The organism is Nonomuraea sp. B5E05, from assembly GCF_039880665.1.
In the GTDB taxonomy this organism is placed as follows: domain Bacteria; phylum Actinomycetota; class Actinomycetes; order Streptosporangiales; family Streptosporangiaceae; genus Nonomuraea.
In genome coordinates, this window is sequence record NZ_JBDPMJ010000015.1 from 170,867 (window position 1) to 191,145 (window position 20,279).

General features: G+C 69.6%; 18 protein-coding genes. 11 read left to right on the plus strand and 7 right to left on the minus strand.

The features are described from left to right. The first annotated feature begins 167 nt into the window (after nt 1-167). From ABGB01_RS26890 to ABGB01_RS26905, 4 genes are all read left to right on the plus strand, one after another. On the plus strand, nt 168-932 hold the full coding sequence (locus ABGB01_RS26890; RefSeq protein WP_347776313.1) for a cytochrome c oxidase subunit II: 765 nt from the start codon (nt 168-170) through the stop codon (nt 930-932). Further along, nucleotides 929-2,590 (plus strand): cytochrome c oxidase subunit I, encoded by a 1,662-nt coding sequence (ctaD, locus tag ABGB01_RS26895; RefSeq protein ID WP_347620835.1) that lies wholly within the window; start codon nt 929-931, stop codon nt 2,588-2,590. The genes ABGB01_RS26890 and ctaD overlap by 4 nt, the downstream gene beginning before the upstream one ends. Then, the gene (locus tag ABGB01_RS26900) at nt 2,590-3,003 is read left to right on the plus strand and encodes a cytochrome c oxidase subunit 4 (protein WP_347620836.1); all 414 of its coding nucleotides are present in this window, start codon (nt 2,590-2,592) and stop codon (nt 3,001-3,003) included. Before ctaD ends, ABGB01_RS26900 begins: the two co-directional genes overlap by 1 nt. A gap of 210 nt (nt 3,004-3,213) precedes the next feature. Next, a complete protein-coding gene (locus tag ABGB01_RS26905; RefSeq protein WP_347776314.1) occupies nt 3,214-4,437 on the plus strand; it encodes an Ig-like domain-containing protein in 1,224 nt (407 codons plus the stop codon). 122 nt (nt 4,438-4,559) lie between these two features. Here the strand turns inward: ABGB01_RS26905 and trpD are convergent, their stop codons facing one another. Together trpD and ABGB01_RS26915 are read right to left on the minus strand one after the other, a co-directional pair. After that, nucleotides 4,560-5,606, minus strand: coding sequence for an anthranilate phosphoribosyltransferase (trpD, locus tag ABGB01_RS26910; RefSeq protein ID WP_347776315.1), 1,047 nt, complete (start codon nt 5,604-5,606; stop codon nt 4,560-4,562). A 6-nt stretch (nt 5,607-5,612) separates the two neighbouring features. Continuing rightward, nucleotides 5,613-6,038, minus strand: a complete 426-nt coding sequence (locus ABGB01_RS26915; protein WP_347776316.1) for a hypothetical protein — start codon at nt 6,036-6,038, stop codon at nt 5,613-5,615. A 205-nt stretch (nt 6,039-6,243) separates the two neighbouring features. Between ABGB01_RS26915 and ABGB01_RS26920 the strand changes: the two genes are divergently transcribed. The 4 genes from ABGB01_RS26920 to ABGB01_RS26935 are packed head-to-tail and all read left to right on the plus strand — an operon-like array spanning nt 6,244 to nt 10,473. Further along, nucleotides 6,244-6,882 (plus strand): heme-copper oxidase subunit III, encoded by a 639-nt coding sequence (locus ABGB01_RS26920; RefSeq protein ID WP_347620840.1) that lies wholly within the window; start codon nt 6,244-6,246, stop codon nt 6,880-6,882. 14 nt (nt 6,883-6,896) lie between these two features. Beyond that, nucleotides 6,897-7,706 carry a c-type cytochrome gene (locus tag ABGB01_RS26925; RefSeq protein ID WP_347642612.1) on the plus strand — a complete coding sequence of 270 codons (810 nt, stop codon included), beginning with the start codon at nt 6,897-6,899 and terminating at the stop codon, nt 7,704-7,706. Then, complete coding sequence (locus ABGB01_RS26930) at nt 7,703-8,815, plus strand: Rieske 2Fe-2S domain-containing protein (protein ID WP_347776317.1); 1,113 nt, start codon at nt 7,703-7,705, stop codon at nt 8,813-8,815. Before ABGB01_RS26925 ends, ABGB01_RS26930 begins: the two co-directional genes overlap by 4 nt. After that, nucleotides 8,812-10,473, plus strand: a complete 1,662-nt coding sequence (locus tag ABGB01_RS26935; RefSeq protein WP_347776318.1) for a ubiquinol-cytochrome c reductase cytochrome b subunit — start codon at nt 8,812-8,814, stop codon at nt 10,471-10,473. Before ABGB01_RS26930 ends, ABGB01_RS26935 begins: the two co-directional genes overlap by 4 nt. Nucleotides 10,474-10,828: 355 nt before the next feature. On the opposite strand, the gene ABGB01_RS26940 is transcribed toward ABGB01_RS26935, so the two are convergent. Next, a complete protein-coding gene (locus tag ABGB01_RS26940; protein ID WP_132603442.1) occupies nt 10,829-11,116 on the minus strand; it encodes an Lrp/AsnC ligand binding domain-containing protein in 288 nt (95 codons plus the stop codon). Nucleotides 11,117-11,133: 17 nt separating this feature from the next. After that, nucleotides 11,134-12,858, minus strand: a complete 1,725-nt coding sequence (locus ABGB01_RS26945; protein WP_347776319.1) for a DEDD exonuclease domain-containing protein — start codon at nt 12,856-12,858, stop codon at nt 11,134-11,136. Between the two features lie 157 nt (nt 12,859-13,015). Between ABGB01_RS26945 and ABGB01_RS26950 the strand changes: the two genes are divergently transcribed. The 3 genes from ABGB01_RS26950 to ABGB01_RS26960 all read left to right on the plus strand — a co-directional run bounded on the left by ABGB01_RS26950 (nt 13,016) and on the right by ABGB01_RS26960 (nt 17,718). Next, on the plus strand, nt 13,016-14,524 hold the full coding sequence (locus ABGB01_RS26950) for a serine/threonine-protein kinase (RefSeq protein ID WP_347776320.1): 1,509 nt from the start codon (nt 13,016-13,018) through the stop codon (nt 14,522-14,524). Then, complete coding sequence (locus ABGB01_RS26955; RefSeq protein WP_347776321.1) at nt 14,514-15,971, plus strand: serine/threonine-protein kinase; 1,458 nt, start codon at nt 14,514-14,516, stop codon at nt 15,969-15,971. The genes ABGB01_RS26950 and ABGB01_RS26955 overlap by 11 nt, the downstream gene beginning before the upstream one ends. A gap of 73 nt (nt 15,972-16,044) precedes the next feature. Beyond that, entirely contained in the window at nt 16,045-17,718 is a 1,674-nt protein-coding gene (locus tag ABGB01_RS26960) for a hypothetical protein (protein WP_347776322.1), read from the plus strand. Between the two features lie 207 nt (nt 17,719-17,925). On the opposite strand, the gene ABGB01_RS26965 is transcribed toward ABGB01_RS26960, so the two are convergent. From ABGB01_RS26965 to ABGB01_RS26975, 3 genes are read right to left on the minus strand one after another with little or no spacing between them, the layout of a single operon-like run. Then, the gene (locus tag ABGB01_RS26965) at nt 17,926-19,563 is read right to left on the minus strand and encodes a PH domain-containing protein (RefSeq protein ID WP_347776323.1); all 1,638 of its coding nucleotides are present in this window, start codon (nt 19,561-19,563) and stop codon (nt 17,926-17,928) included. Beyond that, nucleotides 19,560-20,039 carry a PH domain-containing protein gene (locus ABGB01_RS26970; RefSeq protein WP_347620888.1) on the minus strand — a complete coding sequence of 160 codons (480 nt, stop codon included), beginning with the start codon at nt 20,037-20,039 and terminating at the stop codon, nt 19,560-19,562. Before ABGB01_RS26970 ends, ABGB01_RS26965 begins: the two co-directional genes overlap by 4 nt. 8 nt (nt 20,040-20,047) lie before the next feature. Then, on the minus strand, nt 20,048-20,275 hold the full coding sequence (locus tag ABGB01_RS26975; RefSeq protein ID WP_347620850.1) for a hypothetical protein: 228 nt from the start codon (nt 20,273-20,275) through the stop codon (nt 20,048-20,050). Nucleotides 20,276-20,279 lie beyond the last annotated feature (4 nt).

Below are 20,279 nucleotides of genomic sequence, written 5' to 3' on the forward strand. Positions count from 1 at the left end.
GCACGCTAATGTGTCTGCTTGTCAGTCTGTGCATGAATCAGAAACAGCAATACGCGCCCAGGGGAAAGACTCTTGGGCTACATCTGTGGGGTAGGCGATCCGTGAGTCCGACTCGCCGTACGACGCGGCGTTCGTTGGCCCGGCGCAGGGTGCCACGCGCCGCCGCTTTGGCGTTGCTGCTGGCCACTGCTACGGCGTGTGCTAATGACGTCCCCGAGGCCGACTGGTCTCGCGGCCTTCTTCCCGGCCACATCACCGAAGAGGGCAATGTGGTCCAAAGCCTGTGGAACGGGGCCTGGATCGCCGCGCTCGCCACGGGTGCCGTCGTCATTGTCCTGATCATGTGGGCGGCCATCTTCCACCGCAAGCGCAAGGCGAAGGCCGAGCTCCCGCCGCAGGTCCGCTACAACCTGCCGATCGAGATGCTCTACACCTTGATCCCGCTCGTCATGGTGTCGGTGTTCTTCTTCTTCACCGCACGTGACAGCGAGCGTCTGGAGCAGGTATCCGGCAACGCGCCGGTGAAGGTCAAGGTCGAGGCGTACCAGTGGAGCTGGCGCTTCACCACCACCGTCAACGGCAAGACGCTGCCGCCGGTCGCCGGCGTGCCGGTGAGCGACTACAACAAGGGCCCCCAGCTGGTCCTGCCGACGAAGACCAAGATCGAGTTCGAGCTGCAGAGCGACGACGTCATCCACTCCTTCTGGGTGCCGGAGTTCCTGTTCAAGCGGGACGTCATCCCCGGGATCCCGGAGGACAACCCGGGTCGCAAGTTCGAGATCACGACGCTCGACCGGACCGGCGTTTTCGCCGGCCGCTGCGCCGAACTGTGCGGTGTCGACCACAGCCGGATGCTCTTCTCGGTGAAGCTCGTTCCGCAGGCTGAGTTCGACCAGTACATCGCGACCCAACAGGCTGGGAGTGCCCAGTGACCGCCATCCAAGAACCACTCAGGACGCCGATCAGGCCCGTGACCAAGGGCCAGATCATCGCCAAGTGGCTGTCCTCCACCGATCACAAGATCATCGGGCACCTCTATCTGATCTCGTCGTTCGCCTTCTTCCTCATCGGCGGCGTCATGGCGCTGGTCATGCGGGCCGAGCTGGCGCAGCCGGGCCTGCAGTTCACCAGCAACGAGCAGTTCAACCAGCTGTTCACCATGCACGGCACGATCATGCTGCTCATGTTCGCGACGCCGCTGTTCGCCGGCTTCGCCAACGAGCTGATGCCGCTGCAGATCGGCGCCCCCGACGTGGCGTTCCCGCGCCTCAACATGGTGAGCTACTGGCTCTACCTGTTCGGCAGCATCATCGCGGTCTCGGGCTTCTTCACCCCGGGGGGCGCGGCGTCGTTCGGCTGGTTCGCCTACACGCCGCTGTCCAACGCGATCAACTCGCCCGGCGTCGGCGGCGATCTGTGGATCATGGGCCTGGCCCTGTCGGGTCTGGGCACCATCCTCGGCTCGGTCAACTTCATCACCACGATCATCTGCATGCGTGCTCCCGGCATGACCATGTTCCGCATGCCGATCTTCACCTGGAACGTGCTGCTGACCAGCATGCTCGTGCTGATGGCGTTCCCGGTGCTGGCCGCCGCGCTGCTGGCGCTGGAGGCCGACCGCAAGCTCGGCACGCACATCTTCGACTCGGAGTTCGGCGGAGCGCTGCTCTGGCAGCACCTGTTCTGGTTCTTCGGCCATCCCGAGGTGTACATCATCGCCCTGCCGTTCTTCGGCATCGTGACGGAGATCCTGCCGGTCTTCAGCCGCAAGCCGATCTTCGGTTACATCAGCCTCGTGGCCGCGACGATCTCCATCGCCGGTCTGTCCATCACGGTCTGGGCGCACCACATGTTCCCGACCGGGCAGGTGTTGTTGCCGTTCTTCTCGTTCATGACATTCCTCATCGCGGTGCCGACAGGTGTGAAGTTCTTCAACTGGGTCGGCACGATGTGGCGAGGGCATCTCACGTTCGAGTCGCCGATGTTGTTCTCGGTCGGCTTCCTGGTGACGTTCCTCCTGGGCGGCCTGACCGGCGTCATCCTGGCCTCGCCGCCGCTCGACTTCCACATCAGCGACACCTACTTCGTCGTCGCCCACTTCCACTACGTGGTGTTCGGCACCGTGGTGTTCGCCATGTTCGCCGGGTTCTACTTCTGGTGGCCCAAGTTCACCGGCAAGATGCTCGACGACAAGCTGGGCAAGCTGCAGTTCTGGCTGCTGTTCATCGGCTTCCACACCACGTTCCTCATCCAACACTGGCTGGGCGTGGTGGGCTTCCCGCGCCGCTACGCCGACTACAGCGCGGCCGACGGCTTCACCGACCTCAACATGATCTCGTCGGTGGGCGCGTTCATCCTGGGCGCCTCGACGTTGCCGTTCTTCTACAACGTCTGGAAGACCTGGCGCAGCGCGCCCAAGGTCACCGTCGACGACCCCTGGGGCTACTGCGGCTCGCTCGAATGGGCGACCTCATGCCCGCCGCCGCGGCACAACTTCACCTCGCTGCCGCGCATCAGGTCCGAGCGTCCCGCGTTCGACCTGCACTATCCGCACGTGTCCGCCAAGTCCGCCCAGGAGGTCGAGGCCTGATGAAGGTCCAGGGTTGGCTGTTCCTGCTGTGCGGCCTGTTCTTCGCCGGCGTCGACATCGCCTACTGGTTCTGGACCAAGGCGGAGATGGGCAGAGGCGAGCCGGTCGGCACCACGGCCATGGCCATCTCGGTCGGGTTCGCGTTCATGGTCGGCTACTACCTGATGTTCACCGCGCGGCGCATCGGCGCCCAGCCGGAGGACAGCAAGCAGGCCGAGATCAGCGACGGCGCGGGAGAGATCGGCTTCTTCAGCCCGAGCAGCTGGTGGCCGCTCTTCCTCTGCCTGGCGGCGGCCTTCGCCTTCGCCGGGTTCGTGATCGGCTTCTGGATGTTCCTGATCGGCGTGTTCCTGGTCATCATGGCCATGATCGGGTTCGTGTTCCAGTACTACCGCGGCAACTTCTCGCACTGATCCACACCTGAGGCGGGCGTGCTCCCACGAGGGAGGACGCCCGCTTTTTGGTGTTCTTTACCGGTTCCCGGATGTGGTCATTCGATCACTCAGGGTACTAATGAGAAATCTGCTATGCGGACTGCCTCTATGGCCCTAACCAGGTACGGGGCGCCAAGCGAGCGGATTTCTCATCAGGTAAGGCAATGGAGCGGGACAAGGGAGTCACTCGTGGGGCGCGTAGCGTATGGATCGGCCGGCCTGCTGGCCTTGGCGCTGCTCACCGCGTGCTCGGAAGGCGGCACGGCGGGCGGCACGGCGGGCAAGCCCGACGGGGTCGCGATGGCGGGCGCGGGGGTGCGAGCGCCCTCTGTGACGTTCTCTCCGGCCGACAAGGCCGCCGACGTGCCCACGGACCAGCCCGTCGTGGTGTCGGCCCAAGGGGGCACGCTCAGGAGCGTACGCGTGGAGGGCGACAAGTCCGGCTCGCTGGACGGCGTCCTGAGCGGCGACCGTACGCGATGGCGCAGCACCGTCACGGCGAGGCCGGGCGTGACCTACACGGTCACCGCGCTCTCGGTGGACGCCGCGGGCAAGCAGACCCAGGCGAAGAGCACGTTCAAGACGGTCAAGAGCGACAAGACGTTCGACATCAAGACGATCACCCCGAACAAGGACTACACCGGGCTGACGGTCGGCGTCGGCATGCCCGTCATGATCGAGTTCGACCAGCCGGTGGCCGACCGCGTGTCCGTCGAGCGCAACCTCATCGTCCGCACGTCCAAGCCGGTCGAGGGCGCCTGGCACTGGTTCGACGACACCCACGTGGACTTCCGGCCGCGGAAGTACTGGCCCGCGCACACGAAGGTGCGGGTGGAAGCCAAGCTGGCAGGAGTGCGCGGCGGGCCCGGCATGTACGGCAAGCGCGACGTCCGGCTCAACTTCAAGATCGGCCGCGAGCAGATCACCAAGGGCAGCACCAACAACCACGTGCTCACGGTCAGGCGGAACGGCAAGAAGGTCCGGACGATGCCGATGAGCGCCGGCCAGGGCGGGCAGTGGAAGTACTACACCACCTCGGGCATCCACCTGGCCATGTCGCGCGAACCAGTGACGATCATGACCTCCCCGGGGATCGGGCCCGGCTCCCCGGGCTACTACCGGCTGACGGTCTACAACACGGTCCGCATCTCCAACAGCGGCGAGTACGTGCACAGCGCACCCTGGTCGGTCGGGTCGCAGGGCCACGCGAACGTCAGCCACGGATGCGTCAACGTCAGCCCGGCGAACGCCGCGTGGTTCATCAAGAACACGCTGATCGGCGACCCGATCATCATCACGGGCTCGCCGCGGAAGCTGGAGCCCACGAACGGGTGGGGGCACTGGCAGGAGAGCTGGAAACAGTGGCTCAAGTGGAGCTCGATCAAGTCGGGTCCCACCGTCACCCTGCCGTAGCCGGCCACCGTAGGACGACCGCCGGACCGGGTCACGCCACCCGGTCCGGCGGTTGCTGTCGTCAGGCCCGCCTCCCGCCCGAGCGGGCCTCTTGTTCGGCGGCCCGGGGCATGGCCAGGACGTCAGGCGGGGCCGCAGGCGCGGCTGACCTCCACCCAGCGGTCGAGGGTGGCCGCGGCCGCCCCCGAGTCGACCGCCTGCACCGCGCGGGCGTAGCCGTCGATCATCGCCGAGTCGAGGTTGTCGCCGGGCCCGTCGAGGGCCACCAGGGCCGCGGCCGCGTTGAGCAGGACGGCGTCGCGCACCGGGCCGGTCTTGCCGCGCACCAGGTCGTGCACGGCCTGGGCGTTGAACGCCACGTCGCCGCCGCGCAGCGCGCCCACGTCGGCGCGCGGGATGCCGAGCACCGACGGGTCGAAGCCGGTCTGCGTCGCGGTGCCGTTTTTCACCACCCAGACCGTGGAGGTGCCGGCGATGGTCAGCTCGTCGAGGCCGTCGTCGCCGCGGAACACCAGGGCGGAGACTCCGCGCTCGGCGAAGACGCCCGCCAGCACGGGCAGCATCGCGGCGTCGAAGACGCCGATGGCCTGGGCGGCGGGGCGGGCCGGGTTGGTGAGCGGACCCAGGAAGTTGAAGACCGTGGGAACGCCGATCTCCTTACGGGTGGGCCCGGCGAAGCGCAGCGCGGGGTGGTAGACCGGGGCGAAGCAGAAGGCGATGCCCGCCTCGCGCGCGACCAGCGCCGTCTGCTCGGGCGTCAGGTCGAGCCGGATGCCCAGGTGCTCCAGGACGTCGGCGGCGCCGCACGAGGACGAGGCGGCGCGGTTGCCGTGCTTGACGACCCTGGCGCCCGCGGCGGCGGCCACGATGGCGGCCATCGTCGAGACGTTGACGGTGTGGGCACGATCGCCGCCCGTGCCGACGACGTCGACCACGGGGCCCTCGACGCTCAGCGGCGTGGCCAGCTCCAGCATGGTGCGAGCCAGGCCGACCACTTCGGCCACCGTCTCGCCCTTGGCGCGCAGCGCGATCGCGAAGCCGGCGATCTGCGCGGACGTCGCGGTGCCGGACATGATCTCCCGCATCGCCCAGGCCGTCTCGTCAGAGGTGAGATGCTCGCCTGACAGGAGAGCGGAAAGCAGGGTGGGCCAGGTCGTCCGGGAGTCCATGGGCACCTACTTGGCGTTGAGTCGGGTGGAGGAGCGGCGGCGCATGAGGTCGGCGACCGCGTCGGCCAGCACCATCGGCTCCAGGGGCTGCGACACGACGGCGTCGGCCTTGGACCAGTCGGCCAGCCAGCGGTCGTCGCGCCTGGCGATGATCAGGCAGATGGGCGGGCAGTCGTAGACCTCGTCCTTGGCCTGGCGGGAGACGCCCATGCCGCCCGCCGGCTGCGTCTCGCCGTCGAGGACGGCCACGTCGATCTCGCCGGAGCCCAGCAACTGGTGGACCTTGGGCTCGGTGGCGCACTCCACGAGCTCGACGAAAGGCACGTCGGCGGCCGGGCGCCTGCCGATGGCCGCGCTCACCTCGGCCCTGGTGGCGGCGTCGTCGCTGTAGACGAGGACCTTCATCGTGTCGTCGGTGCTCCCAGTGGACATCGCTGTCGCGCTCACTATCGTGTCGTAGCGGTATGGTCACCTGGGATCGTACCGGTGCGGCGGTGTGCAATCCCAGGCCGCCCGAGCGCGTGCCGCGCAGGCTGGGCGGTTTGGGTGTGGTTTGCCCCAATTATCCCAGGTTGGTGCGCGGTTCGTGCCCTCTAACGGGGGGTCGTGCGCCGGACCGACCACTGGAGCCGCAATAATGCTGCCCGTGGCGACAGCATCCGCAATAACTTCGACGACGGCAGCCCAGCCGTACCGCAGACCCAACCTGGTCAGCGTCGGTACGATCGTCTGGCTGTCCTCCGAGCTCATGTTCTTCGCGGCGCTGTTCGCGATGTACTTCACCATCCGGTCGGTGAGCGAGGGGAAGGGCCTGGCGTGGAACCCGCTCATGGTCCCGAACCCCGAGCACGACTTGAACATCCCGTTCGCGACGGTCAACACGATCATCCTGGTGCTGTCGAGTGTGACGTGCCAGCTTGGCGTGTGGGCCGCGGAGAAGGGGCAGGTCGGCAAGCTCCGCTTCTGGTACATCGTCAGCTTCCTCATGGGCGCGGTCTTCATCGCGGGGCAGCTGTACGAGTACGGCGAGCTGGCGTCAGACGGCGCGACCCTGTCCGCCAACGCCTATACCTCGGTGTTCTACCTGACGACGGGCTTCCACGGCCTGCACGTGACCGGTGGCCTGATCGCGTTCCTGTTCATGCTGGGACGCACGTACGCCGCGAAGCGCTTCACGCATGAGCAGGCCACCAGCGCGATCGTCGTGTCCTACTACTGGCACTTCGTCGACGTCGTCTGGATCGGTCTTTTCGCGACCATCTACATCATTCGTTAAGGAACGGGACTTCTGTGACTAGGATCACCGCTTGGCGGCGGCATCCCCTAGCGAGATACGCCGTCCTGATTTTGGCGTTGGCGCTGGTCGGGATGGCATACACCGCTTTTGTCCAGGCGGGTAAGCCTGCCGACGCGGCATTGGCGGCGGGCAAGGTCGACGACGTGGCCGAGGGCAAGAGCCTGTTCGTGGCGCACTGCGCGAGCTGCCACGGCACCAACGCCGAGGGGACCGAGACGGCGCCCACGCTCATCGGCGTCGGCGCCGCGGCCGTCGACTTCCAGATGAGCACGGGCCGCATGCCCGCCGCCAACCCTGGGCCCCAGGCGCCGCGCAAGCCGCAGCCCGAGTGGGTCACCCCGGAGAAGATCACGCAGATCTCCGCCTACGTGCAGTCGCTCGGCGGCGGCCCGCAGGTGCCGGGCGCCGAGCAGGTCGACCCGAAGCTGGGCGACGCGGGCAAGGGTGGTGAGCTGTTCCGCGCCAACTGCATCCAGTGCCACAACTGGGCCGGTGCCGGTGGCGCCCTGACGCAGGGCAAGCACGCTCCCAACCTCAACGAGGCGACCCCCACGCAGATCTACGAGGCGATGGTCACCGGCCCGCAGGCGATGCCGGTCTTCAACGACACGACGATCACGCCGGAAGAGAAGCGCAGCATGATCGCCTACATCACGCAGGTGCGCGCGCAGAAAGACCCGGGAGGCTTCGGCCTCGGGCGGATCGGCCCGGTCACCGAGGGTCTCGTAGCGTGGATTGTGGGTCTCAGCGCCCTCGCACTGGCCGCCATCTGGATCACCGCGAAGAAGCGACAGAAGTCATGACAGACAACGAGCACGAGATCGAGCAGCCGGACGAACGCGTTCCCAAGCGCGTCATCGGCACCCCCGCGCCGGGCACCTCGATGCTCGGCGCCACCGAGCAGCCGCAGGAGGCCGACCAGGAGGTCCCCGGCGTCACGTTGCAGGACGAAGCCAAGGCCCGCAAGGCCGAGAAGCTCGTGGCCCTGTGCTTCATGATCACGTTCCTGGCGTCGATCGGGTTCATCGTCTCCTACGTGGTCTTCCAGGTCGGCGGGCCCGAGGCGACCGGGGTGTCCAACTTCGCGCTGGGCAGCACCCTGACCGTGGCGATCCTGGGGCTGGCGATCGGCATCGTGATCTGGGTCCGCCAGATCATGCCGAAATACTCGCTGATCCAGGAGCGCCACGAGATGGCCTCCGCCGCCCCCGACCGCGACGTCGTGGCCGAGACGTTCGTCCAGGGCGCCAACGAGAGCGGCTTCGTCAAGCGCAAGCTGCTGCGCCGTACGCTGCTGCTCGCGGCCGCGCCGCTCGGCCTGGTGCCGCTGGTGCTGCTGCGCGACCTCGACAACAGCAAGATGCCCGGCGCCAAGTTCAACAAGACGCTGCGCCACACCGTCTGGGGAGAGAAGACCAAGGAGGGCAAGCCGCTCAGGCTCGTCGTCGAGGGCACGGGCCAGCCGATCCGCGCCGCCGACTTCAACTCGCCCGGCGGCATCCTGTCGGTCGTCCCCGAGGGCTACGAGCACGACCTCAACGCCCTCGCCAAGGCCACGCTGATCCTGATCAAGTTCCGTCCTGAAGAGATCAAGAGCGGCACCCGCCAGAACTGGACGCACGACGGCATCGTGGCATATTCCAAGATCTGCACCCACGTGGGCTGCCCCGCCGCCCTCTACGAGCAGAACACCCACCACATCCTGTGCCCCTGCCACCAGTCGACGTTCGACGCCGCCGACGGTGCCAAGGTCATCTTCGGTCCCGCGGCCCGGCCGCTGCCGCAGTTGCCGATCACCGTCGACGCCGAGGGCTATCTCATCGCCCAGCACGACTTCGAGGTGCCCGTCGGCCCCAGCTACTGGGAGCGCGGTGACGCCGAGGCCGCGGTCAGGGAAGGAGGCCAGACGTGAGCGAGCTCACGAATGTTCCGAAGGCCGTCTCCGGGCCCTCGACGTTCCTCGACGACCGCCTCGGCGGCGCGAACTTCCTCAAGCGCAACCTGCGCAAGATCTTCCCCGACCACTGGTCGTTCCTCCTGGGCGAGATCGCCCTCTACTCGTTCATCATCCTGCTGCTGACCGGTACGTTCCTGACGTTCTGGTACAAGCCCAGCATGATGGAGATCGCCTACGACGGCTCGTACGCGCCGCTCAAGGGCGTCATGATGTCCGAGGCCTACGCGTCGTCGCTGGAGATCAGCTTCGACGTCCGTGGCGGTCTGCTGATCCGGCAGATGCACCACTGGGCGGCCCTGATGTTCGTCGCGGGCATGATGGTCCACATGCTCCGGGTGTTCTTCACCGGCGCCTACCGCAAGCCGCGCGAGCTCAACTGGATCATCGGCGTACTGCTGCTGACGCTGGCGCTGGCCGAGGGCCTGACCGGCTACTCCCTCCCCGACGACCTGCTCTCCGGCGCCGGTCTGCGGATCACTGAGGGCGTGGCGATCTCGCTGCCGCTGGTCGGCACGTACATCACGTTCTTCTTGTTCGGCGGGGAATATCCGGGTGAGGATGTCATCGCCCGGTTCTACTCGCTGCACATCCTGCTCATCCCGGGCATCCTGCTGGCGTTGATCTCCGCCCACCTGGTGCTCATGTGGGTGCAGAAGCACACCCAGATGCCCGGCAAGGGGCGCGACAACAAGAACGTCGTGGGCGCGCCGTTCTACCCGGCCTTCATGGCCAAGGGCGGGGCGTACTTCCTGTTCACGCTGGCCGTGGTCACGGGCCTGGCGACGTTCGCCCAGATCAACCCGATCTGGTTGTTCGGCCCCTACACGCCCGCCGACGTGTCGGCCGGCTCGCAGCCCGACTTCTACATGGGCTTCCTCGAAGGCGCGCTGCGCATCATGCCCGCCTGGGAGATCAACCTCTTCGGCACCTCCCATGTTGGCACGCTGCCGTTGAGCGTCATCATCCCGGCGCTGGTGCCGATGGGCATCATCATGACCGGTCTGGCGCTCTACCCGTTCCTCGAACGCTGGGTGACGGGCGACAACCGCGAGCACCACATCGCCGACCGGCCGCGCAACAACCCGCACCGCACCTCGATCGGCATGTCGGCCATCGCGTTCTACGGCGTCCTCTGGCTGCTCGGCGCCAACGACGAGATCGCGGCGTTCTTCCACGTCAGCCTCAACTGGACGACCTACGCAGGACGGGTGCTGATCTTCGTGGCGCCGGCGCTGACGTACATGATCACCTATCGCATGTGCCTCGGCCTGCAGCGCTCCGACCAGGCGATCATCTCGCACGGTGTGGAGTCGGGCGTGATCAAGCGACTGCCGCACGGTGAGTTCATCGAGGTCCACACGACCCCGGCCGACGATATCGAGGCGCACATGCGCGGCAAGGAGCCGGTGCTCATGCTCCCGGTCGCGCCCGACGGCTCGGGGATCCCGCCGAAGGGCATGCGCGGGCCCCTGGGCAAGCTGCGTGCGCGCATGTCCAAGGCGTACGGCGGGGAGAAGATCCCGCTGGACGGCGGGCATGGGGACGGGCACGGGCACGAGGAGGAGCACGCCGCCGTCGGTTCAGCCGACGACGACCACAGCCTCACGCGCTGACGCCGCACACCGTACGGGCCCGGACGAGCACCGCTCGTCCGGGCCCGTCGGCGTCCGCGGCCGTGCGCGGTGGTTCAGGTGGGGCGCCGGGATGGGCCGATACCGCGACAGGACGCGTGGGGACAACGCCCTGCCGTGGCCGGAAACCGGGAGCGATCGGGTGGGGACCCCGGGACAACCAGCGCAGGGGCCCAGGAGAAGCGCGATGCCGGAGAATCCGGGGTCACGCCGGGAGCATGTCGTCAGCGGCCGAGCTGTGACGCACGGCGTCAGGGGCCCGCGAACGACGGCGAAGGCGCTGGGGCGGTGCGGTATACGCCGGGTGGGGTGTCAGGGAGTGATCGGCGTACGGGGGTCAGTCGGCTTCGGGAAAGCCGATGGAGAAAGCCGCTTCGAGGTCGTGCTTGGAATAGGCGCGGAAGGCGATGTGCGTCTCGGTGTGCAGGACGCCTGAGACCTTGTTGATCCGCCCGGGAACGACCTCCGCGATCTCCTCGTAGGCGGAGACCCTGACCATGGCGAGCAGGTCGTATTCGCCGGTGATGGAGTAGACCTCGCTGACCCCTTGGATCTCGGCGATCGTCTGGGCGACCTCCGGGATGCGGTCTACCTCTGCTTTGATGTGGACAATAGCCGTGACCATGTAACAACTCTATCGTTTCACCTCAAAGGTCGCCCCTCCCGAGGACGCGGCCGATCAGGACGCTGGTACGCCAGATCGATGCGCGCCTTGTGCCGGGCAGCCCCCCGGGCGGGCAGGCTCCACTCGCCGTCGACCTCCACCAGCCGCACCCCCGGCGACTCCAGCCAGCGCAGGATGCACTCGGTCTCCTCGGCGCTGGCGGCGTGGACGGGCCCGGGACCAGGAATGACGGACTCGGCGGCGGCCTTCAGCGAAGCGACGAAAGGGGTCGGATGGGCGCCCTTCGGCATGACGCCCGCCGCCGCCAGCCGGCCGTAGCGGATCACGTGGATGTCCCAGCCGCCGCCGAAGGCGGGGCTGGCGGCCACTAACTGGGGGATGCGAGTGATGGCGCTCAGCCGCTGCATGCGGGCCGCCGCACGGACGAACGCGGCCAGCCGGTCGCGGTCGATGGAGGCCTCCTCGTAGCGCTGCTCCACCGACAGGCGCTCCATGCGGGCCGACACGGCGGAGAAGACCGGCGACGCGTCGAGCGTCATCGCCCGGCGGGCGCTCTCGGCGTGCACCGCGTATTCCTCCTGGCTGGTCTTCCCCTCGCAGGGGGCGCCGCAGCGGCCCATCTCGTGCAGCACGCAGGCCGCCCGCCTGGTGCGCAGCGTGATCGGCTGCGTGCACTGGCGCAGGGGGACCGCCTCGTGCAGGGCGATGCGGGCGTCGTCTGCCAGGCGGGAACTGCCGAACGGGCCCAGATAGGTGGCGCCGTCGTCCTTGAGCTCGCGCACGATCGACAGGCGCGGGAACAGGTCGGTGGTGAGCTTGAGCCAGACCACCTTCTCGGGGAAGCGGGAACGGCGGTTGTAGCGCGGTTTGGCGCCGCCGATCAGGCGCAGCTCCCTGACCTCCGCCTCCAGGGCGGTCGAGCAGACGATGTGGCGCACCCGATCGGCGATGCCGATCATCTCGCGGATGCGGGGGCGGGTCTCGCTCGCCGTGAAATAGGAGCGCACGCGGTTGCGCAGGTTGGTGCTCTTGCCGATGTAGAGGACCTCGCCGCGGTCGTCCTCGAACAGGTAGACGCCGGGGGCGTGCGGGACGGACTCGGCCAGGTGGCGCTTGCGCTGCTGCTCCGGGGTGGGGGCGCGGACGAACGACTTGAGCTCCTCCAGCGTGTGGACCTGGAACGACCCGGCCCGCTCGATCAGCCCGTGCAGCACGTCGACGGTGGCCCTGGCGTCCTGCAGGGCGCGGTGGCACGGCTCGGTGGAGCTGCGGAAGAACTTGGCCAGCGTGGCCAGCTTGGCGTTGGGCGTCTCGTCGCGGGTCAGCACGCGCCGCGCCAGGTCGACGGTGTCGACGACCGGGTTGACCGGCGGGGGATAGCCGAGCGAGGCGCAGGCGGCCTTGACGAAGCGGGTGTCGAAACCGGCGTTGTGGGCCACCAGCGTGGCGCCGCGGATGAACTCGAGAAAGCTCGGCAACACCGCGTCGATCCGCGGCGCTGCCATGACCATGGCGTCGGTGATGCCGGTCAGCACGGAGATGAACGGAGGGATGGGGCCGCCGGGATCGACCAGCGTGGAGAACTCGCCGAGCACCTCGCCCGCCCGCACCTTGACCGCGCCGATCTCGGTGATGGCGTCCTCGGCGGGGGCGCCCCCCGTCGTCTCGAGGTCGAACACGACGAACGTGACGTCACTCAGCGGGGTGCCGAGCTCGTCGAGAGTGCCTTGAACCGGGTCCACGAACCAAGACCATAGAGAGGCCGACCGACAGGAACCACGACCGGCACCCGCGATCACCGGGACTGGTCACCGGAGGGGCGCTGTTGTCACCGGGCGGCCAGGCCCCGTACCGCCATTTTGTTCAGAAGAACCCCCATAAGTAGTTACCCTTCCCTTTATGTCCGCGGGAAGACTTGCCGGCCGTTACTCCCTGCTGCGCCCGCTGGGCGCGGGCGGCATGGGGAAAGTGTGGCAGGCCAGGGACGAGATGCTTGACCGCGAGGTCGCGGTCAAGGAGCTCACGCTGCCCGAGGGCATGTCGCCCAAGGAACGGTCCGACTCGATCACCAGGGCCGTGCGCGAGGCGCAGGCCACCGCGCGGCTGCGCCACCCCGGCATCGTGGCGCTGCACGACGTGGTCGTCGAGAACGAGCGGCCGTGGCTGGTCATGGAACTGCTGCGCGGGCGCACCCTCGCCGAGACCGTGCGGGAGTTCGGGCCCATGCCTCCCGACTACGCCGCGCGGATCGGCGCCGACGTGCTGGAGGCGCTGGGCATGGCGCACGCCCAGGGGGTGCAGCACCGCGACGTCAAGCCGGGCAACGTGTTCCTGACCGACAGCGGCAGGGTCGTGCTCACCGACTTCGGCATCGCCAGGCAGGAGGGCCAGGCCACCCTCACCGAGCAGGGGCTCATGATCGGCTCTCCCGGGTTCATCGCGCCCGAGCGCCTCGAGGGCCGGCCCGGCGGCCCCGCCAGCGACCTGTGGTCGCTCGGCGCCACGCTCTACGTCGCGGTGACGGGCGGGCCCGCCTACTCCGGTTCGGCGGCTCAGCGGGTACGGGCCACGCTGATGGAGCCGGTCCCGACCGCGCCGGGCCCGCTGGGGCCGCTGCTGGCCGCCATGATGGCGCACCACCCCGCGGCGCGGCCCGACGCGCGCACGGCAGGGGAGGCGCTGCGCCAGGTCGCCGCGGGCGGGGCGGCGCCGCAGTTGCCGGTTACCCAGACCGTGACCGCGCCGACCCGAACGAAGCGGCCCGGCGGCGCGGCCCGCTGGATCGCCGTCGCCGCCGCGGCGGTGGTCGTGGTCGCCGCGGGCACCACGGCCTTCTTCTTCCTGCGAGGGGAGGACGACGGCGTGCCGTCGGCGTTCACGGTGCCCATGGACGTGTGCACCCTGCTCAGCTCTCAGGAGATCGGCAGCGTGCTGCGTACGCAGAGCCCGCCGAAGGGAAGCCCCGACGCCGACGAGGCGGGGCCCAAGTGCGGCTGGCCGCTCTCGGGCAGCGGTGTGGGCCTGCAGGTGCAGAAGGACTCCGACACCGTCGATCCCTGGTCGATGACCGATGATTCCGCCCGCAGGCTGTTCGAGAACCAGAAACGCTACTGGGCCAGATATCAGGAAGTCTCCTGGACGTGGCCCGAGATCGGCGTGAAGGACTCCAGGAAGGCCACGCGCACGCCGGTGCGTCCCATCGGCGGCGTGGGCGAGGAGGCCTTCGCCTTCGAGCTGAAGGGCCCCACCGGCCGCGTGCACACCGCTCACGTCTACTACCGGCTGGCCAACCTCGTGGTGAGCGTCGAATACTCCACGCTGGCCAACAAGCCGACCGACGACGACGTCAAGCAGGCGGCGCTGAGGGTGGCGCAGGCGAGCGAACAGGCGTTGCGCAATGCCGGGTGACCTCTACCTGCTGGCGGGCCGCTACCGGCTGATCGAGCGGCTCGGACAGGGCGGCGCGGGCACGGTGTGGCGCGCCATCGACGAGGTGCTCGACCGGCAGGTCGCGGTCAAGCAGGTACGCGTGCCCGAAGGGCTGACCCCGCCCCAGCGCGCGGACTTCGCCAACCTGGCCATCCACGAGGCCAGGTCGGCGGGACGCCTGCGCGACCCGGCGATCGTGCTCGTGCACGACGTCGTCCTGGAGGGCGACCAGCCGTGGATCATCATGGATCTGGTCACCGGCCACTCGCTCGACAAGGTGATCAAGGAGCGGGGGCCGCTGCCCGCCGCGGACGTGGCCGGGATCGGGCTGCGCGTCCTGTCCGCGCTGGAGGTGGCCCACGCTCACGGCATGGTGCACCAGGACGTCAAGCCGGCCAACATCCTGCTCGACGCCGACGGCTCGGCCATGCTGACCGACTTCGGCATCGCCGCGCCGATGGGCGGGCACGCCGACAGGTTCGGCAGCGCGGGCTCGCCCGGCTACATGGCGCCGGAGCGGCTCAACGAGCAGCCCTCAGGCCCCGCCTCCGACCTGTGGTCGCTCGGCGCCAGCCTCTACACGGCCGTGGAGGGCAGGGCGCCGTTCGAGCGGCAGCTGTCCGCGGCGGTCGCGGCGGCGGTGCTGCTGCACGAGCCGCCGTTCCCCGCCAGGGCCGGGCGGGAGCTCGGCGGCCTGCTGATGGCCATGCTCGCGAAGGATCCGGCGGCCAGGCCCACGGCTGCCCAGGTGCGCCACGTGCTGCGCGGCCTGACCGGCGTCACCACGGGTGCCCACGGCGGGCGGGCGGGCGCGGGGTCCCGGCGCTGGCTGCTGCCCGCGGCGGTCGCGGCCGTCGTGCTCCTGGGCGCCGGCGGCTGGTACGCCGCCGGCGCGCTCGTCGACGGGCCGGAGACCGGCAGGTTCGCCACGGCTCCCGACCCGTGCACGCTGATCACCGGCGCCGAGGCAGGCCGGCTGGTGAAGGGCAAGCCCGAACGCATGCGCAGCAGGCCGGATGAGTGCCAGTGGCTGGTCCGTGACGGCTCGGCGCCCGGCCGACGGCTCATCGTGCGCGCCTGGGCGGAGAAGCCGGGCGCCGATCTCGGCGGGCCGCAGGTCGCCCAGCGCCGCTTCGACAGCGAGAGGACCACCCGCACCGCCTCCAAGGGCAGGCACATGCGCGAGCTGCGCGGCGCGGTCAGCGAGGTCAAGGGCGTCGGGGAGGCGGCGATCATACAGAACAAGTTCAAGTTCCATCTCAACAGCAACGAGACGGGCTCGTCCGACAGCGTCATCCTCTTCCGGACGAGCAACCTGCTGGGCGAGGTGGTCTGGCATCGTGATGACGTGCCGTCCTCCGACCCCGCTGACAAGGAGCCGGCCGTCGCCGCGGCCCGCCTGGTCTCGGCGGCGCTGGCGAAGTGAACGCCTGCAAGCCTCTCGCAAGGGGTGTGACTACCATGTACCCCCGCACGTCAAGGCAACCCCAGGAGTCTTTGTGAATCCCGGTAGCGAGCACGAGCCGCCTACCAGCCCTCACCAGGTGCCAGGCAGGCAGTTCGGGCCGCCCGACATGCCGCCCGACATGCCGCCCGGCACGCCACAGAACACGCCACCGTACCTGCCTCCAGCCATGCCGCCGACGCCGCCGACGCCGCCGACGCCGCCGACGCCGCCGACGCCGCCGACGCCGCAGATGCCGCAGATGCCGCCGCCGCAGCGCCCGCGGCGGCCCGCCTGGCTGCTGCCCACGCTGGCCGCCGCCCTCGTCGTGCTGGTCGCGGCGGGCGGCGTCGGGGCCTACTTCGTGTACGGCAAGGTCGCGGGCACCTCCACGCCGCCGTTCGCGCAGCCGGGCGACACGACGGACGACGGGCCGGCGCAACCGGCCGCCACCTCGACCGCCACCACGGCCGCCGCCGCGACCCGGCCCGACGTGTGCGCCATGCTGCCGAAGGACGAGGCCGACCGGCTCGTCCCCGACGCGACCATCGCCAAGAGGTCCCAGGACAGCCACTACACGGTCAGCTTCACCTGCAACTGGCAGAACCAGCGCATCTCGTACGGCGAGTTCTGGCGCAGCAGGGAGATCGACGTCCGGATCGAACAGCACAAGGGCGAGGGCGCCAAGACCGGCAGGGCGATGGCCCAGAACTCCTACGAGGTCGACTACCGCGGCGGCAAGTACGGCGAGACCGCCACACCGTCGCTCAAGCCCGGCGAGAAGAGTTACACCTCGCCGGTGAAGGACATCCAGGGCGTCGGCGACAGCGCGTTCGCCCAGTACACCTGGCGCCGCGACGGCAAGCTGCTGTGGTACTCGTTCGGCAAGGCCCACGCCCGCGTCGGCGACATGACGATCGAGGTCAAATACCAGGCGAGCCAGCAGCGCAAGGACGCCCGGATCCTGTCCAACGAGACCACCCAGTCGATCACCGAGGCCAACGCGATCCGCGAGGTCTCCAAGCTGGCGGGCCACTTCGCGACGGGCGTGGCGGCCTGGCAGGCGAAGCATCCCGGCGTGCTGGCCCAGGCGGAGTCGTCGGAGGCCACGGTGTCGCCGAGCGCCACCCCGACGCCCTCGCCGAGCGTGCTGACCGTCTTCCCCGCCGACTGCTCCGCCGTGACGGAGGCGGCCACGAAGCTCGTGCCCGAGCCCACCACCCGCGCCCGCGGCACCACGGCCGGGGGCGACAGCCAGACCGAGTGCCGCTGGCTCAACCTGGACCTGCCCGGGGGGGAGGGCACCAAGAAGATCCGCAGCGCGCTGATCACCGTGCACCGCTTCACCAACCGGACCGGCGCGGTCGACGCAGCCGCCGCCAAGGCCTACTACGTCGGCGAGTACGGCGGCGACAAGAGCACCGCCGACTCATCGCTCGAAGGCATCACCTGGGGCAAGCTGACCGAGGTCGACGGGCTGGGCGAACAGGCCTACCAGCAGTACGTGGAGACCAGGCGGGGCGAGGTCTCGGCCTCCAGCGCCACTGTGATGATCCGCAAGGGCGCCATGGTCGTCAGGGTCGACTACTCAGGCCACCAGCGGCCGGAGGGCGAGGCGACGAACTCGTCCAAGGTCGAGTTCATGCCGGAGAAGGAGGCCATGGCCGGCGCGCTCACCCTCGCCAAGTCCTACATGGCCACGCTGACCAGGCAGCCCAAGGGCAGCTGACCTCACGTGACGCCGCCTCGCCCCGCCGTCAGGAGGGGGCGGGGCGGCGTTGTCGTGTTCTCCTGACCGGCGGTTCACATCAACGGTTAAAGAGCCTGCAACCCGGTTGCAAGTGTGACAAATACGGTTAAGACCGCAAGCACTTGAGCCGCGCGATCACGTTTGTCCAGTACAGGGGCATGGGCAAGCGACGGGGGATCTCGCGGCTCATTGCTTTGCCACCGTCGTCCCCCTGATGAGGAACGGCTCCAGCAGGCCGGGCACGGCGCGGGAGGCCAGGTCCAGGCCGGTCTCGCGGCCGACGTCCACCACCTCGTAGTGCCCGCGGCCGGCGGAGGTGGTGGCGGAGACGGTCAGCAATCCCGAGCGCCGCTGAAAGTACGACTCGGTGATCGTCCATCCCGCGATGCCCCTGCGGTCGAGCGCGACGGTCCGCCGCACCACCGCGCCACCCCGGCTGACCAGGTGCCGGGGGCCCAGCGCGTGCCCGAGGTTCCTGGCGCCCTCGACGGCGCCCCACAGCCCGGCCGCCAGCACCACGACGGGGATCAGCCACACCCAGGCGCGCACCCACGGCGCCGGCCAGGACGCGGCCCCCGCCGCGGCGGCCAGGAGCGCGGTCGCCAGCAGGGCCCGTACGACGCGCCGCCGCCTCGCCGCCAGGGGATGCGGGATCAGCGCGCTACCGGCGCCGGGCACGCGCGACCCCGGCCCGCCGGCCGCCGCGACCTCGGCGGCGGGGACACGCGACCCCGGCCCGCCGGCCCCGGCGACCTCGGCGGCGAGCCGCCAGGCCAGGTCACGGGGGAGGGGCGGGGCGAGCGCGGCGGCGTCCTCCGTCTCGTTCCCGGCCTTCTTGCCAAGCCCTGTGGCGACGGTCTTGACGCGGGCGCCACCGCCCAGCCGCAGCAGCAGCGGCTCGCTGATCTCCACTCCGCGCAGCCTGCGCAGCTCCAGGGTCAGCGACCGGGCGGTCAGCAGCCCGCGGCGCAGCCTGAGCCGGCCGGGCTCGTGCTCCAGGCGGTAGCGGCCCCACGACTCGGCGAACAGCAGCACCGCGCCGAGCACGCCGACGGCCAGATTGACCGCCAGCAGCAGCGGGACCGCCGTCAGCGGCTGCGCGACGATCCAGCCCCACAGGTCGCTCGCCGCTCTGCTGGTGACCGACTTGAGCCCGATCGCGTTGAGCGGCTTGTAGAGCGCGCCGAGCACCAGCGCGGACGCCGTGAACGTCCACACCGACAACGGCGCGTACCTGATCCACGACAAGCGCAGCTCGGCCAGCGGCCCCTCCCGCGCCTCCCGCTCCTCCTCCCGGTGCAGCAGGGTACGGCGCAGCGTCTCGGCGTCGTTCCTGGCCAGCGGGTCGAGCGTCAGCTCGGTGTGGTCGCCCGCGTGCTCGCCGGTGCCCACCTTGACGACGCTCAGGCCGAACATCCGGAGGATCGGATCGGCCCTGAGGTCCACGCTGCGCACCCGGTCGCGCGGGATCGAACGGTGCTGGCGCGTGGTGAGGCCCGAGCGCAGCTCGAGCCGCTCGGCGGTGAGCCGCCAGCGGGTCGTACGCAGCCTGGCCAGGTCGTAGGCCAGCACGGCGGCCAGGATCAGCACCGCGGCGCCCGCGCAGGCCGCGACGATCCAGCCCGGCTGCCAGTCCAGGCCCAGCAGGAAGCGGGTGAGCCCGGCGACCGCGCCGGCCACGAGTGCCAGCGACTTGGTGCCCGAGACCCACAGGCTCCGTCCTGACAGCCGCCGCCAGCGGTCCTGCCCGTCGCGGTGGTGTGCCGCTTCCTGTGCCGCTTCCGGGGCGTTCATGTCCTGCCCGCGCAGCCCGGGCGCGTTCATGTGGCGTCCCCGGGCGTCGCCTGCGTGAGGGCGGTCAGGCGTTCGGCCAGTTCGGCGGCCACCTCGTGGTCCAGCCCCTCGATCTTGACGGCGCCCGCGGACGAGGCGGTGGTCACCGTGACGTCGGCCAGACCGAACAGCCGCTGCACCGGCCCCCGCGCGGTGTCGACCCGTTGGATCCGCGACATCGGCGCCACCCGCCAGGTGTGCGTCAGCCACCCCTTGCGCGTGTAGACCGCCTCGCCGGTGACCTCCCACCGCTCCACCCGGTAGTACGCCCGCGGCGCCACCAGCGCCAGCGCCACGCACGCCACCCCGAACACGGCGACCGCCGCACCCAGCCAGAGCGGCCGCTCGGTGAAGATCCAGTACGCCGCCACGGCCGCGACGGCGAGCGGCGCCATGAGGAGCAGCCACTGCACCGTCCACCACGGGATCACCCGCGGATCGGCCTGGTTGCGCGGCGGCCTGAGCATGGTCGAGCTCACTTCTCCTCCTTCGCCTTCTTCGTCGCGTCGGCCGCGGCCAGCAGCACGAAGCCGAGCACCCCGAGCACGATGGCCGCGAACACCTCGTATCCCTTGAGGACCGGCAGCAGGTTGACCACGAGCAGGTCGTGCGCCCACCGCCACCATCCGAACAGGGCGTTGACCAGGCCGCCCACACCCTGAAGGAGCAGCACCCACCCCGATACCGTCAGAACCGCTTGCATGGCT

Excerpts from the sequence above, each read along its gene's own strand:
- ABGB01_RS26900 (WP_347620836.1), top strand. The coding sequence starts at position 2,590 with ATGAAGGTCCAGGGTTGGCTGTTCCTGCTGTGCGGCCTGTTCTTCGCC.
- trpD (WP_347776315.1), bottom strand. The coding sequence starts at position 5,606 with ATGGACTCCCGGACGACCTGGCCCACCCTGCTTTCCGCTCTCCTGTCA.
- ABGB01_RS26915 (WP_347776316.1), bottom strand. The coding sequence starts at position 6,038 with ATGTCCACTGGGAGCACCGACGACACGATGAAGGTCCTCGTCTACAGC.
- ABGB01_RS26920 (WP_347620840.1), top strand. The coding sequence starts at position 6,244 with ATGCTGCCCGTGGCGACAGCATCCGCAATAACTTCGACGACGGCAGCC.
- ABGB01_RS26930 (WP_347776317.1), top strand. The coding sequence starts at position 7,703 with ATGACAGACAACGAGCACGAGATCGAGCAGCCGGACGAACGCGTTCCC.
- ABGB01_RS26940 (WP_132603442.1), bottom strand. The coding sequence starts at position 11,116 with ATGGTCACGGCTATTGTCCACATCAAAGCAGAGGTAGACCGCATCCCG.
- ABGB01_RS26950 (WP_347776320.1), top strand. The coding sequence starts at position 13,016 with ATGTCCGCGGGAAGACTTGCCGGCCGTTACTCCCTGCTGCGCCCGCTG.
- ABGB01_RS26955 (WP_347776321.1), top strand. The coding sequence starts at position 14,514 with ATGCCGGGTGACCTCTACCTGCTGGCGGGCCGCTACCGGCTGATCGAG.
- ABGB01_RS26965 (WP_347776323.1), bottom strand. The coding sequence starts at position 19,563 with ATGAACGCGCCCGGGCTGCGCGGGCAGGACATGAACGCCCCGGAAGCG.
- ABGB01_RS26970 (WP_347620888.1), bottom strand. The coding sequence starts at position 20,039 with ATGCTCAGGCCGCCGCGCAACCAGGCCGATCCGCGGGTGATCCCGTGG.
- ABGB01_RS26975 (WP_347620850.1), bottom strand. The coding sequence starts at position 20,275 with ATGCAAGCGGTTCTGACGGTATCGGGGTGGGTGCTGCTCCTTCAGGGT.